The following is a 12,527-nucleotide window of genomic DNA, read 5'->3' as shown; positions in this document are numbered from 1 at the left end:
AGGCGCGATCTTCCATCGCGGGAGAACGACCCCTGTCTGATGGCAGACGTGCGAGTCGCCGCGCGCTAGACCATTCGCTGGCCGGCGGTGTCCACTGTGTACCTGAAACAGTGTCCACTGTGGACTTCTGGGGCCCCTTCTGGGCCCCTTCTCGTCGAGACCCAATGAGTCACGATGGGCCTGAACAGGCAAAACATGCCGACGGGGCCGCCTCCGGGAGGTGTCCCGAAAACGGCCCCATCGTGGCCCGTCAGGCCTGGTCGGTCCACCACTTCTGGCCGGCCGCGCCGAGGGTGGAGATCGGGTCGTAGTAGGGGTAGCGACGGTCGAGAGCCTCCGGGTCCTCGAGCTCGATCCCGGTGCGGTAGTTCTTCGTCCAGTAAGAAATGCCCAGCTCACGGTCATATTCGGCGAGCTGGTGCACCCACCGCTTGCCCACGTACGGGACGTCGCAGACGATCCGCGGCGTCGCGTAGCCGGGTAGGTAGCCCATGATCGCGTGCTGAAGTTCTTGGGCTTCCCAGACGGACACCCTCCAATGTTCTGCGTTGGGGATCATGTCGCACATATAGAAGTAGTACGGCAGGATGTTCGCTTCCCCTTGCAGCGCAAAGCAAAGATCCAACAGGTCGTCCGACGTCGCGTTGACGCCCTTCATCAGAACACCCTGGTTGCGCACATCCCGCACGCCGACTTCCAGTGCGGTACGGGCGGCCTCGGCGACGAGAGGCGTCACGGACTGTGCGTGGTTCACGTGCGTGTGGATCGCGAGGTTCACGCCACGCCGGGACGCGGTGCGGGCCACGCGTTCCAGGCCCTCCACCACGCGGGGCTGGAGCCAGTGCTGCGGCAACCCGGCCAGCGCCTTGGTGGCCAGGCGGACGTCGCGGACCGTGTCGATGTCGAGCAGGCGCATCAGGAACGACTCGAGTTGTGGCCACGGCACGTTCGCCACGTCTCCGCCGGAGACCACCACGTCGCGGACGCCCGGGGTCTTCTTCAGGTACTCGATCATCTGGTCCTGGCGGTCGACCGGCTTGAGCGAGAGCTTGTGCTTGTCGATCAACGGCGTGGAGTTGCCGACCAGGTCCATGCGGGTGCAGTGCCCGCAGTACTGCGGGCAGGTCGACACCATCTCGGCCAGGACCTTGGTGGGGTAGCGGTGGGTGAGGCCCTCCACCACCCACATCTCCGCCTCGTGCAGCGAGTCGCGCTGGGAGTGCGGGTGCGACGGCCACTTCGGGTCGCGGTCCGAGGACACCGGCAGCATGTAGCGGCGGACCGGGTCGTTCAGGAACGCCTCGGTGAAGGCGTCGGGAGAAAGTTCGGCGTCGACCGCCATCGTGTTGAACATCTGCGGCGGGATCAGCATCGACATCGTCGCGAAGGCGTCCATGTCCTTGGCGAGGTCGTCGTAGAACCTGTCGGTCAGCAGGTCGCCCGCGACCTTGCGGAGCTGCTTCACGTTCTTCACGCAGTTCACGCGCTGCCACTGGGCGTCGCGCCACTGCGTCTCGGTCACGTGGGACCAGCCGGGGAAGCGCCGCCAGTCTGGTTCGACCAGCTCACGGCGGACGTACGTGTACGGCTGGCGGTCCAGCCGCTCCAGCGCCGTGGGGGCGTCGTGCAGCGCGGTCATCCGTACTCCTCAGCGTCGAGGTGGCGTAAAGATATCCTGTCATATCGCTAGGCTGCCGTAAATATTTCTGCTCAAGGCCTGGTCGAAGGCCGGTCGGGAGCAAAGACGGCCTGTTGTGCGTTGAACGGGCATGCCCCTCTTCGCGCTGCTGCTGCTCGGGATGTTCGCCGAGATCGCGGTCATGGTCGCCGTCGGCAACGCCATCGGCGGGCTCTGGATGATCGCGTTGCTCCTGCTCGGCACACTCGTCGGACTGTCGCTGGTGCGCCGCCAGGGCGCGCAGACGATGGCCGCGTTCTCCGAGTCGGTGTTCAAACGCCGGCAGCCCCACCAGGAGATGGCGGACGGCGTGCTGATCGCGGCGGCCGGTGCGTTGATCATGGTGCCGGGCTTTATCAGCGACGTCGCCGCGTTGTTCCTGCTCTTCCCGCCCACGCGCAAGCTCGTGAGCCGGCGGATCGCGCGCAAGGCGGAGGCGGCGGCGCTCAAGTTCGAGCACGAACGCCGCTTCGGCGCCGGTCAGGTCGTCGAGGGCGAGGTCCTCGACGTCGACACCGAGCCGGTCGTCATCACGGAGCGGCGCGAACTCAGGTGATCCGCACGTACCGGCCCGCTGACCTGGACGCGCTGTACGACATCTGCCTCGACACCGGCAATGGTGGCCTCGGCGCGCGTCACCTGTTCGACGATCCACGCCTGATGGGCCACGCCTACGTCGGCCCGTACGTGGCGTTCGAACCCGATCTGGTGTTCGTGGCGGAGGACGACGAGGGGATCTGCGGATACGCGCTCGCGGCGTCCGACACGGAGGCCTTCGAGGACCGCTGCGACCGCGACTGGTGGCCTGACCTGCGCGTCCGCTACCCGATGACGCCGGACGCGAACCGGATCGTGCAGCAGATCCACCACCCGGCCCGTGCCGATCTGATGATCGCGAGCGACTATCCGGCGCACATGCACGCGAATCTGCTGCCCCGCGCGAAGGGCAAGGGGTTCGGTGGCGCGCTCGTTCGCAGCGTGCTCGAACGCCTGGAGAAGGGCGTCCATGTGCACGTGCGGCACCACAACACACACGCGGTCGGCTTCTGGGAGCACATGGGCTTCCGCGTGGTCGACTCCGCGGAGAAACTGGTCCTGGGACTGCGTCTCTAGCCGAGGAGGTCCTTCATCAGGAGGTCGAAGTCGATCGCCTCACGCCCGGCCGGGACTGCCGCGTAGGTCGAGTCGAGGAACCGCTGCAACTCGGCCGCCGACAGGTGGAACACCGCGTGCGAGTCCTCGGTCAGCAACTCCAGCACGAGCACGTCGCCGTCGCCCGGCCGCAGCCGCACGTCCCCGAGCCCGGTCGGCGACAGCAGCCCGTCCGCGAGCAGTTCGCGGCCGACGAGCCAGGTCGACTCCTGGTCCCGCGCCTGAAAACGCATGGTCACGGCATGCGGATCGTCTGATCGGTACTGGAAGTCGACGTTCATGGGCTCGACCGAGCCGTCCGGCCGGATGAACTCAACGACGGTGGCAGTGCCGACCCGGGTCTCGTTGAACATCGCCGTTCCTCCTCCGCGGTGAGGGTGCTGCACTCAACACGGACGCCGTCCGGAGTCGGTTCAAAGCTTTCCCGAACTTCTTCATTGGGTACCTGAAGTCCCATGACGGTCTATGGCATCCATGCGTCACACGAGCAGATACACCCCGCAGACCTGCTGACCGCCGTGCGCAGGGCTGAGGAGGCAGGGTTCGGCGCGGCGATGAGCTCGGACCACTTCTCACCGTGGAGCGCGCGCCAGGGGCAGTCCGGGTTCGCCTGGTCCTGGCTCGGCGCGGCACTGCAGGCCACCGGACTGCCGTTCGGCGTGGTCACGGCGCCGGGGCAGCGCTACCACCCGGCGATCACCGCCCAGGCGATCGGCACGCTGGCCGCGATGAACCCCGGCCGGTTCTGGGCCGCGCTCGGCACCGGCGAGGCGAGCAACGAGCACATCACCGGCGACGGCTGGCCCCGCAAGGACGTGCGCACGGCACGGCTGCGTGAGTGCGTCGACGTGATCCGCGCGCTGCTGTCGGGCGAGGAGGTCAGCCACGACGGCCTGGTGACGGTCGACCGCGCCAAGCTCTGGACCCTGCCCGGCGAGGTGACGCTGCTGATCGGCGCCGCCGTGAGCCCGGCGACCGCCCGCTGGTGCGCCGAGTGGGCCGACGGGCTGATCACCGTCAACGCGCCGCCCGAACGACTGCGCGAGGTCGCGGACGCCTATCGGGACGCGGGAGGCAAGGGCAAGCTCCACCTGCAGGTGCACCTGAGCTGGGCCGATGACGACGACACGGCTCTCGCGATCGCGCACGAACAGTGGCGCACCAACGTCTTCCGTCCACCGGTCTGCTGGGACCTGGAACTGGCCGAGCACTTCGACGTGGTCGCCGAACACGTCACGCCGGCCGAGGTGGCCGAGGTCGTGAACGTGTCCTCCGACCTGAAGTGGCACGCCGAGCGGCTGAACGAGTACGCGTCGCTGGGGTTCGAGGAGATCTACCTGCACCACGTGGGCCAGGACCTGATCCCGTTCGTCGACGCGTTCGGCGAGCACGTGTTACCGGAGGTGACCGCGTGATCCGCACGTCCGACGTCTGGTGGAAGAACGCCGTTCTGTACTGCCTTGACGTGGAGACCTTCTCCGAAGACGGCTTCCGCGGTGCCACCGAACGCATCGACCACCTCAACGCCCTGGGCGTCACGTGTGTGTGGTTGATGCCGTTCTACCCGACCGCCGAACGCGACGACGGCTACGACATCACCGACTTCTACTCCGTCGACCAACGCCTGGGTTCACTGGGCGACTTCGTGGAGTTCGTGCGTGCCGCACGAGACCGAGGCATGCGTGTGATCGCCGACCTCGTCGTCAACCACACGTCCGACCAGCACCCGTGGTTCCACGACCCGGAGAAACGCGACTGGTACGTCTGGGCCGACGAGCCCCAGAGCGACGGGCCGCAGGGGGTCACGTTCCCCGACAAGGAGAACTCGCTCTGGGAGTACTCGGAGGAGGTGGGCAAGTACTACCTGCACCGCTTCTACAAGCACCAGCCCGACCTCAACGTGTCCAACCCCGAGGTGCGGGACGAGATCGCCCGCGTCATGGGCTTCTGGATGGAACTGGGGCTGAGCGGGTTCCGGGTCGACGCCGTCCCGTTCCTGCTGGAGCACAACGACCCCGTGGACGCCGTCTCGCTGCCCGACCCGCACGACTACCTCACCGACCTGAGGGCGTTCCTCAACCGCCGCAACGGCGAGGGCGTGCTGCTGGGCGAGGTGAACCTGCCGTACAAGGACACGATGGCCTTCTACGGCCAGGGCGTCGGCGACGAGCTGACCATGTGCTTCGACTTCGTCGGGATGCAGGCGATGTACCTGTCGCTGGCGCGGCGGTCGAGCGGGCCGCTGGTCAAGGCGCTGCAGGAACGCCCGGAGCCGCCACGGGACGGGCACTGGGCGACGTTCGTGCGCAACCACGACGAGCTGACCCTGGACAAGCTGCCCACCGACGAACGTCAGGAGGTCTTCGACGCCTTCGGGCCGGAGAAGTCCATGCAGCTCTACGGGCGAGGCCTGCGCCGGCGGCTGCCGTCGATGCTGAACGGCGACCAGCGCCGCATCCGGATGGTCTACAGCCTGCTGTTCACGCTGCCGGGTACGCCGGTGCTGTTCTACGGCGAGGAAGTCGGCCTGGTGGAGGACCTGTCGCTGGAGGGCAGGCTGGCGGTGCGCGTGCCGATGGACTGGGAGGCCGCGGGCGAGCAGCGCCACGACCCGGAGTCGTTGCTGATCTGGATGCGGCTCATGATCACGCGGTACCGGGAGTGCCCGGAACTCGCGTGGGGCACGTTCCAGGTGCTCGACACGGGAGAGCCGTGCGTGTTCGCTCACCGCGCCGACTGCGATGGCGGCTCGGTGATCGCCGTGCACAATCTCGCGGATCGGGGGATCACGGTGCGGGTCCCGGCCGAAGGTGTGCTCGCCGATCTGCTGACGGGCGGCCGCGTGAAGCCCGCGAAGACCGGGGCCAAGGTCGACCTCGAGCCCTACGGCTGCCGCTGGTATAGGCTGTTGCCTGAGTGATACTTGCGCAATCTTGACGTCTCACGTGAAGATATCTTCGAGACAGCGTCGTCGACCGAAGGATTTTCGCGTGAGCGCGTACGGACTGCACCGCGTCATCGAGCCCGCCGGTGTTCTGCCGCAGCAGGCCTGGCGGCTCGACGCGGAACCCGTGCCCGCTGCCGACGAGGTGATCGTCTCGGTCGAGCGGCTCAACCTGGACGCGGCCTCGTTCCGGCAGCTCAGGGAGCAGCACGGCAGCGGTTCGGCGGTGCGGCAGGCCGTGCTCGACATCGTCGGCGAGCGCGGCAAGATGCAGAACCCGGTCACCGGCTCGGGCGGCATGCTGCTCGGCACCGTGCTCGAGGTGGGGCCGGAGTCGCCGCTCGGGCTCAAGGCCGGCGACCGGATCGCGACGCTGGTCAGCCTCACGCTGACGCCGCTGCGGATCAACGACGGCCTGCAGGACTGGGACGGCGAGGACGAGCAGGTGCCGTGCCGGGGGACCGCGGTGCTGTTCGGGCGCTCGATCGCGGCCGTGCTGCCGGACGACATGCCGAACGAACTCGCGCTGTCCGTGCTCGACGTGTGCGGTGCGCCGGCGCTGACCGACCGTGTCGTGCGCAAGCACCCTGGTGGCTCGGTGCTCGTGCTCGGCGGTGGAGGCAAGTCCGGGTCACTCTCTCTTGCGGCCGCGCGTCAGGCCGGTGCGTCGCGCCTCGTCGCGTTGGTGCCGACCGAGCGTGAGGCCGCGCAGGTGCGTGAGTCCGGTCTCGCGGACGAGGTCGTCATCGCGGACGCACGCAATCCGGTGGCCGTGGCCGAGGCCGTGGGCAAGCAGGTCGACGTCACGGTCGTGTGTGTGGACGTGCCGGGGTGCGAGCACGGCGCCATCCTCGCGACCGCGGACGGCGGCACCGTGATCTTCTTCTCGATGGCGACCTCGTTCAGTGCCGCCGCTTTGGGAGCGGAGGGTCTCGCGGCGGACTTGGAGATGATCGTCGGCAACGGGTATGTGCCTGGTCACGCCCAGTTCGCGTTGGACCTGGTCCGGACGCGGGCGGGTGTGCGGGCGTTGTTCGAACAACGGCAGACTGCGTGACGTGAGTACGCAACTTTTGGTCGGCGGCCGCATCTACGCACCGGATGCGACGGCGATGGCCGTCACGGACGGCGTCGTCGTGTGGATCGGACAGGACTCGGTCGGGCACACGCTGCACCCGGACGCCGAGGTCATCGAGCTCGACGGCGCCTTCGTCGCGCCCGCGTTCGTCGACGCGCACGTGCACGCCACGTCCGCCGGCCTGCTCCTGACCGGCCTCGACCTGACGAAGACGTCCTCTGTGGACGAACTGCTCGACCGGGTGCGCTCCGCCGAGGGCCCCCTGGTGTGGGGTCACGGCTGGGACGAGACGCGCTGGCCGGAGAACCGCCCGCCGACGCGCGCCGAGATCGACGAGGCCGCCCAGGGCAAGACGGTGTACCTGTCGCGCATCGACGTGCACTCCGCCCTGGTCTCCTCGGATCTGGTCAGCGACGAGGCCCGTGCCGCCGACGGCTTCTCCGCCGACGGCCCTCTCTCGCGGGCCGCCCACCACCACGTGCGCGGCACGGCGAAAGCCGCCATCACGCCCGAACAGCGCCAGGCCGCACAACGCGCGTTCCTGAACTACGCGGCTTCTCGCGGCATCGCGTCCGTGCACGAGTGCGCGGGCCCGGACATCTCCGGCGAGGACGACCTGCGCGAACTCCTCGCGCTCACCGAAGGCCCCGAGGTGGTGGCCTACTGGGGTGCCCACGACCTGCCTGCGGTGCCGGTGCGCGGACTCGCCGGCGACCACTTCGTCGACGGCGCCATCGGCTCCCGCACGGCCGCGCTGACCGAGCCCTATGCCGACGCCGACACGTCCGGAGCGCTCTACCTCGACGGACGCCAGATCGCCGACCACCTGGTCAAGTGCACCGAACTGGGCATCCAGGCGGGGTTCCACGTCATCGGCGACGCCGCGATGGCCGCCGTGATCGAAGGTTTCTCCCTCGCGGAGAAGACACTCGGCACCCCCGAACTCGCGTCGGCCCGCCACCGCCTCGAACACGTCGAGATGGTGTCGAAGGAGCAGGCGGAGAAACTGGCCGGGTGGGGCGTCGTCGCCTCCGTCCAGCCGCTGTTCGACGCCGAGTGGGGCGGACCGACCGGCATGTACGCGCAGCGACTCGGTGACGAGCGCGGTGTGGGGCTGAACCCCTTTTCGCGGCTCGCCGCCGCGGGCGTGGTGCTCGCGTTCGGTTCGGACACCCCGGTGACCGCCATCGACCCGTGGGCTGCCGTGCGCGCGGCGGTGCACCACAAGACCGACGGTCACGGCGTTTCCCCGCGTGCCGCCTTCACCGCGCACACGCGTGGTGGCTGGCGTGCGGCGGGCGTGAACGACGGCCTGACCGGCACCCTGCAGCCCGGCGCGCCCGCGACGTACGCGGTGTGGGAGACCGGGGACCTGGTCGTCGCCGGCAGCGACGCGCGGGTGCAGCGCTGGTCCACCGACCCCCGTTCGGGCGTGCCCGGACTGCCCGACCTCACCGGCCCGGCGCCGGTCTGCGTGCGCACCGTCCTGAACGGCCGGACGATTTACGAAAGGAAGTGACTCATGGCGTTGCTCGACCTCGACCCCTCGGTGGTCGCCACCGCGCGCGAACTCGCCGCGCGGGCGGCCGAACCGGTGGTGTCCCTCGCGAAGGCGCACACCACCGTCGCCGTCGAGCGCGCCACACTCCGCCTGGCGGGCATCACCGGCGCGGACTCCACGCACCGCGCCGGTGACGTCCCGTGGGTCAACCGCGTGATCGACACGGTGCGCGAGCAGTGCGGGCTGGAGCACGGCGTCGTGCTGCCGGCGTTCCACGCGCTGCGCGAGCACAACCTCGGCACCCTCACCGAACTCGCCGAAGCCACGGCGGCCGGCCAGATCCAGTTCAGGATCCCCACCGGCAAGGACCTGACGGCGGCGCGCAAGGCGTCCACGTCCGCGGTGTCGAAGGGTCTCAAGTCGGTCGACCGCAACCGGGCCCAGCGCGACAAGCTGATCACCAAGTGGGGCGACCCCGCGCAACGCCCGTGGATCTACCTGATCGTCGCGACCGGCGACATCGACGAGGACGTCGTCCAGGCCCAGAACGCGGCCCGCGCGGGTGCCGACATCATCGCGGTGATCCGCTCGACCGGGCAGTCGCTGCTCGACTACGTCCCGGAAGGCGCCACGCACCACGGGTTCGCGGGCACGTACGCCACGCAGGAGAACTTCCGGATCATGCGCGCGGCCCTCGACGACGTGTCGAAGGAGGTCGGCCGGTACGTGCGGCTGACCAACTACGCGTCCGGCCTGTGCATGCCGGAAATCGCTGTCCTGGCAGGACTTCAGCGCCTGGACATGATGCTGAACGACTCGATGTACGGCATCCTGTTCCGCGACATCAACCCGATCCGCACGTTCGTCGACCAGCGGTTCTCGCGTCAGGTGCACGCCCGCGCCGGCATCATCATCAACACCGGCGAGGACAACTACCTCACCACCGCGGACGCCGTCGACGCCGCGCACACCGTCACCGTCTCCCAGCTCCTCAACGAGCACTTCGCCCACGAGGCGGGACTGCCCGACCACCTGCTGGGCCTCGGGCACGCCTTCGAGATCAACCCGAAGGTGCCCGACTCGTTCCGGCTCGAGCTCGCGCACGCGTTGCTGGCCCGCGAACTCTTCCCGGACGCGCCGCTGAAGTGGATGCCGCCGACCAAGCACATGACCGGCGACGTCTTCGACGGCTATCTGCTGGACGGGTTCTTCAACCTCGCGGGTGTCCTCACAGGACAGTCCATCCTGCTCGTCGGCATGATGACCGAGGCGGTCGTGACACCGTTCCTGTCGGACCGCGACCTGGCGCTGAAGAACGTGCGGTACGTGCTGAACGCGGCGGGCAGCCTCGCCGAGGACTTCCGTCCCGCGCCGGACGGTCTCATCGTCAAGCGGGCGCACCAGGTGCTCGGCGAGGCCGTCGGCCTGCTGGAGCGCATCGTCGACGACGGCCTGCTCAACGCCATCGCGGACGGCACGTTCGGCCTGATGAAGCGCCCGGCGCACAAGGGCAAGGGCGCGGACGGCGTCGTCGAGAAGGCGCCCGAGTACTTCAACCCGGCGAGCGAGATGCTGGAGGCACAGAGTGGCTGACGCGAAGAGGTACGTGCGCCCCTACGGCGACACCACCGGCGACGGCATGATCCAGACGTCGTTCACGCTGCCGATCCCCTTCGGCCCCAAGGCGGACGGCGCGGCGCTGCAGCTCGCGAACAAGATGGGCATGGACCCCGCGATGGTGGTCCACTCGAACCCGATCGGCGACGACTTCACGTTCTTCGTCGTCTACGGGTCGGTGAAGCACCTCGTGGACCTCGACGAGGTCAAGGTCGTCGAGCGCGAGTATCCGCTGCTGTCGCCGGCCGAGGTGAACTCGGCGCTCAAGAAGGTGTTGCGGCGCAAGCTCGTCGTCGTCGGCGGGTGCATCGGCACGGACGCGCACACGGTCGGCATCGACGCGATCCTCAACATCAAGGGCTTCGCGGGCGAGAAGGGCCTGGAGTACTACCGGGAGCTGAAGGTCGTGAACCTCGGCGCCCAGGTCTCGGTACCGGAGCTGGTCCGTTCCGCCCGTACCGAGAAGGCCGACGCGGTGCTGATCTCCCAGGTCGTGACCCAGCGCGACGCGCACATCCTGAACACGCAGGAGATGTCGGCGGCGTTCCGCGAGGCGATGGGGGACCGGAGGCCGCTGCTGGTGGCCGGTGGTCCGCGGTTCGACCCGTTGATGGCGGGCGAACTGGGGGTCGATCGAGTGTTCTCCCGGGGTACCACTCCGGGTGAGGTCGCGAGCTACCTGGTGCACGCGATGCAGGAGAAGAAGGGGGTTGCCGCGTGAGCGGGGCTTTGGTCGAAGGTTTCTCGGTGACGCACCGCCGTTACGTCCCGCACTCGCACGCGCACTACGGAGGCAGTCTGGTCGACGGGGCCTACGGGCTCGGCATGTTCGGCGACGTCGCCACCGAGCTGCTCATCCACACGGACTCCGACGAGGGGCTGTTCGCGGGGTACAGCTCCGTGGAGTTCGTGGCGCCGATCCAGGCCGGTGACGTCATCGAGGCGTCCGCGACGCTGGTGCGCATCGGCAAGCGGTCGCGTGAGATCGAGTTCGAGGCGCGCGTCGTGTGCCGTTCGGCGCCCGAGCGCGGTCCGTCGGCGGCCGATCTGCTCACTGAGCCGATCGTCGTAACGCGTGCCCGCGGCACGGTCGTTGCTCCGAAAGCCGCTGAATAACCCGGAAACAAACAGCGACACCCGGCTCAGACCGATTCGCGCTGAATCGACCGCAACCTTCGCCGCCTTCTCCCGTTGGTCAATACAGAAGTAGCTACATGCGGGGAGGATGCGGCGTGGTGAAGATCGACCACCAGGGGGAGACACCTCCCTACGAGCAGGTGCGCGTGCACTACGCGCACGCCATCTCGAACCGAGAGCTGCCGGTGGGTGCGAAGCTGCCCACGGTGCGTGCCCTGGCGAAAGACCTGGGGCTGGCGGTGAACACGGTCGCTCGCGCCTACCGTGAGCTGGAGGAAGCCGGCCTCGTGGAGACCAGGGGCCGCGCCGGCACCGTGGTCAGCGCGAACGGCGACAGCAACCGCGAGCGGGTGCGTGCGGCGGCGGCCCAGTACGCGGCCATGTCCGCGGAGCTGGGCCTCTCGTCCCAGGAGGCCATGGAGATCGTGCGGGCGGCCCTGCGGGCGTAAAACTGCCGCTTCGGGAACGGCGACGTTTCACAATGGTCGCCTAGAGCGGCAACAGGTCCTGGGCGAGGCGACTGGTGACCTCCCGCGCGTCGGCCTCCTCGCCGTCGGCCATGGGGAACCCGCCGGTTTGGAATGCCCGGTTCAGGTAGGAGACGAACGGCGTCATGCCGTTCTCCCAGCTGAACAAGCCGTCCACGCGCCTGTCAGGCAGGACGACGCCGTAGGGATCGCCACCGCTGGTGTTGTCCTTGTGGAGGTGGTCGGGCGAGAGCGGGAGCACGAACACGCCGGCGCTCCCGTCCTCCTGCCACATCTGCCATTCGTCCTCGACGTAACGGCGCAGCGAGGCGTCGGAACAGCGTGACCCCTCCACCTCGACCACGAGCGGGTCGGAGCCCGCGGAGGTCTGCCACCGCGGGTGGGTGCCGACGAGCCACACGTCACCGACGATCCGCGTCCATGACGACAACGTCAGCGGCACGGCTCCGAGGCGCTCCTCCATCCACTCGACGTGGGCGGCCGCTTCGGTGGTGGGTGGGGTGTGGGGCCTGGCAGGGGTCTGCTCGTCATCATTGTCGTGGAACAGGAAACCGTCCGCGGTCAGTCGTTCGACGATCAGTTCGACGTTCTGCCGGGCCCGGTGTGCCATCTCGTCGCACACGGCCTGCGCCTCCTCGAGCCGCCCGGACCTCCGCACGTCGCCGAGCAATGCCAGTTCCTGCCACACCACGTGTCGCTGCCCGTTCCGGTAACGGGTGAGCCAATCCGCCATCCTGTGATCATTCCTCAGCGCGTCCGTTCAGGTACGCCCAGGCCTCGGGCTGCTCCATGCAGGTGATCAGTACTCCTTCGGGGCTCGCGGCAGGTCGGTCGGACCGACTCACTGTTGTGCATTTGCCCTGGTAGTCACCCGTTCGCGACCCCGCTGACCCGCCGTGGCGGAGCTAGGCTGCCCCGTGGATCGTGAATAA

General features: G+C 68.6%; 13 protein-coding genes. 10 read left to right on the top strand and 3 right to left on the bottom strand.

What is annotated here, in order from left to right:
* Nucleotides 1-250: 250 nt before the first annotated feature.
* Nucleotides 251-1,639 carry a KamA family radical SAM protein gene (locus IG04_RS0109155; RefSeq protein ID WP_030476133.1) on the bottom strand — a complete coding sequence of 463 codons (1,389 nt, stop codon included), beginning with the start codon at nucleotides 1,637-1,639 and terminating at the stop codon, nucleotides 251-253.
* 130 nt (nucleotides 1,640-1,769) lie between these two features.
* Between IG04_RS0109155 and IG04_RS0109150 the strand changes: the two genes are divergently transcribed.
* Nucleotides 1,770-2,234, top strand: a complete 465-nt coding sequence (locus IG04_RS0109150; protein ID WP_030476132.1) for an FxsA family protein — start codon at nucleotides 1,770-1,772, stop codon at nucleotides 2,232-2,234.
* Nucleotides 2,231-2,791 (top strand): GNAT family N-acetyltransferase, encoded by a 561-nt coding sequence (locus IG04_RS0109145; RefSeq protein ID WP_030476131.1) that lies wholly within the window; start codon nucleotides 2,231-2,233, stop codon nucleotides 2,789-2,791. Before IG04_RS0109150 ends, IG04_RS0109145 begins: the two co-directional genes overlap by 4 nt.
* Here IG04_RS0109145 and IG04_RS0109140 read toward each other — a convergent pair.
* The gene (locus tag IG04_RS0109140; protein ID WP_030476130.1) at nucleotides 2,788-3,183 is read right to left on the bottom strand and encodes an SsgA family sporulation/cell division regulator; all 396 of its coding nucleotides are present in this window, start codon (nucleotides 3,181-3,183) and stop codon (nucleotides 2,788-2,790) included. The genes IG04_RS0109145 and IG04_RS0109140 overlap by 4 nt on opposite strands.
* Nucleotides 3,184-3,285: 102 nt before the next feature.
* On the opposite strand from IG04_RS0109140, the gene IG04_RS0109135 reads away from it, so the two are divergent.
* The 8 genes from IG04_RS0109135 to IG04_RS0109100 all read left to right on the top strand — a co-directional run bounded on the left by IG04_RS0109135 (nucleotide 3,286) and on the right by IG04_RS0109100 (nucleotide 11,556).
* Complete coding sequence (locus IG04_RS0109135; protein ID WP_030476129.1) at nucleotides 3,286-4,245, top strand: TIGR03885 family FMN-dependent LLM class oxidoreductase; 960 nt, start codon at nucleotides 3,286-3,288, stop codon at nucleotides 4,243-4,245.
* A complete protein-coding gene (locus tag IG04_RS0109130) occupies nucleotides 4,242-5,750 on the top strand; it encodes an alpha-amylase family glycosyl hydrolase (RefSeq protein ID WP_030476128.1) in 1,509 nt (502 codons plus the stop codon). The genes IG04_RS0109135 and IG04_RS0109130 overlap by 4 nt, the downstream gene beginning before the upstream one ends.
* A gap of 70 nt (nucleotides 5,751-5,820) precedes the next feature.
* Entirely contained in the window at nucleotides 5,821-6,831 is a 1,011-nt protein-coding gene (gene kdd / locus IG04_RS0109125) for an L-erythro-3,5-diaminohexanoate dehydrogenase (RefSeq protein ID WP_030476127.1), read from the top strand.
* On the top strand, nucleotides 6,824-8,371 hold the full coding sequence (locus tag IG04_RS0109120) for an amidohydrolase (RefSeq protein WP_030476126.1): 1,548 nt from the start codon (nucleotides 6,824-6,826) through the stop codon (nucleotides 8,369-8,371). The genes kdd and IG04_RS0109120 overlap by 8 nt, the downstream gene beginning before the upstream one ends.
* Nucleotides 8,372-8,374: 3 nt before the next feature.
* Nucleotides 8,375-9,946, top strand: coding sequence for a lysine 5,6-aminomutase subunit alpha (gene kamD, locus IG04_RS0109115; protein WP_030476125.1), 1,572 nt, complete (start codon nucleotides 8,375-8,377; stop codon nucleotides 9,944-9,946).
* Entirely contained in the window at nucleotides 9,939-10,691 is a 753-nt protein-coding gene (gene kamE, locus IG04_RS0109110; RefSeq protein ID WP_030476124.1) for a lysine 5,6-aminomutase subunit beta, read from the top strand. The genes kamD and kamE overlap by 8 nt, the downstream gene beginning before the upstream one ends.
* Nucleotides 10,688-11,086, top strand: coding sequence for a 3-aminobutyryl-CoA ammonia lyase (gene kal / locus IG04_RS0109105; RefSeq protein WP_030476123.1), 399 nt, complete (start codon nucleotides 10,688-10,690; stop codon nucleotides 11,084-11,086). Before kamE ends, kal begins: the two co-directional genes overlap by 4 nt.
* A 116-nt stretch (nucleotides 11,087-11,202) precedes the next feature.
* Entirely contained in the window at nucleotides 11,203-11,556 is a 354-nt protein-coding gene (locus IG04_RS0109100) for a GntR family transcriptional regulator (protein ID WP_030476122.1), read from the top strand.
* A 40-nt stretch (nucleotides 11,557-11,596) separates the two neighbouring features.
* On the opposite strand, the gene IG04_RS0109095 is transcribed toward IG04_RS0109100, so the two are convergent.
* Nucleotides 11,597-12,328 carry a hypothetical protein gene (locus IG04_RS0109095; RefSeq protein WP_051769319.1) on the bottom strand — a complete coding sequence of 244 codons (732 nt, stop codon included), beginning with the start codon at nucleotides 12,326-12,328 and terminating at the stop codon, nucleotides 11,597-11,599.
* Nucleotides 12,329-12,527 lie beyond the last annotated feature (199 nt).

Origin of the sequence: Lentzea albidocapillata (assembly GCF_000719115.1) — a bacterium.
Lineage (GTDB): Bacteria > Actinomycetota > Actinomycetes > Mycobacteriales > Pseudonocardiaceae > Lentzea > Lentzea albidocapillata.
The sequence above is the reverse complement of the archived record's forward strand: the minus strand, read 5'-3'. Positions and strand labels throughout refer to the sequence as shown.

Coding starts and splice junctions, on each gene's coding strand:
- IG04_RS0109155 (WP_030476133.1), bottom strand. CDS start 1,639: ATGACCGCGCTGCACGACGCCCCCACGGCGCTGGAGCGGCTGGACCGC.
- IG04_RS0109150 (WP_030476132.1), top strand. CDS start 1,770: ATGCCCCTCTTCGCGCTGCTGCTGCTCGGGATGTTCGCCGAGATCGCG.
- IG04_RS0109140 (WP_030476130.1), bottom strand. CDS start 3,183: ATGTTCAACGAGACCCGGGTCGGCACTGCCACCGTCGTTGAGTTCATC.
- IG04_RS0109135 (WP_030476129.1), top strand. CDS start 3,286: ATGACGGTCTATGGCATCCATGCGTCACACGAGCAGATACACCCCGCA.
- kamD (WP_030476125.1), top strand. CDS start 8,375: ATGGCGTTGCTCGACCTCGACCCCTCGGTGGTCGCCACCGCGCGCGAA.
- IG04_RS0109095 (WP_051769319.1), bottom strand. CDS start 12,328: ATGGCGGATTGGCTCACCCGTTACCGGAACGGGCAGCGACACGTGGTG.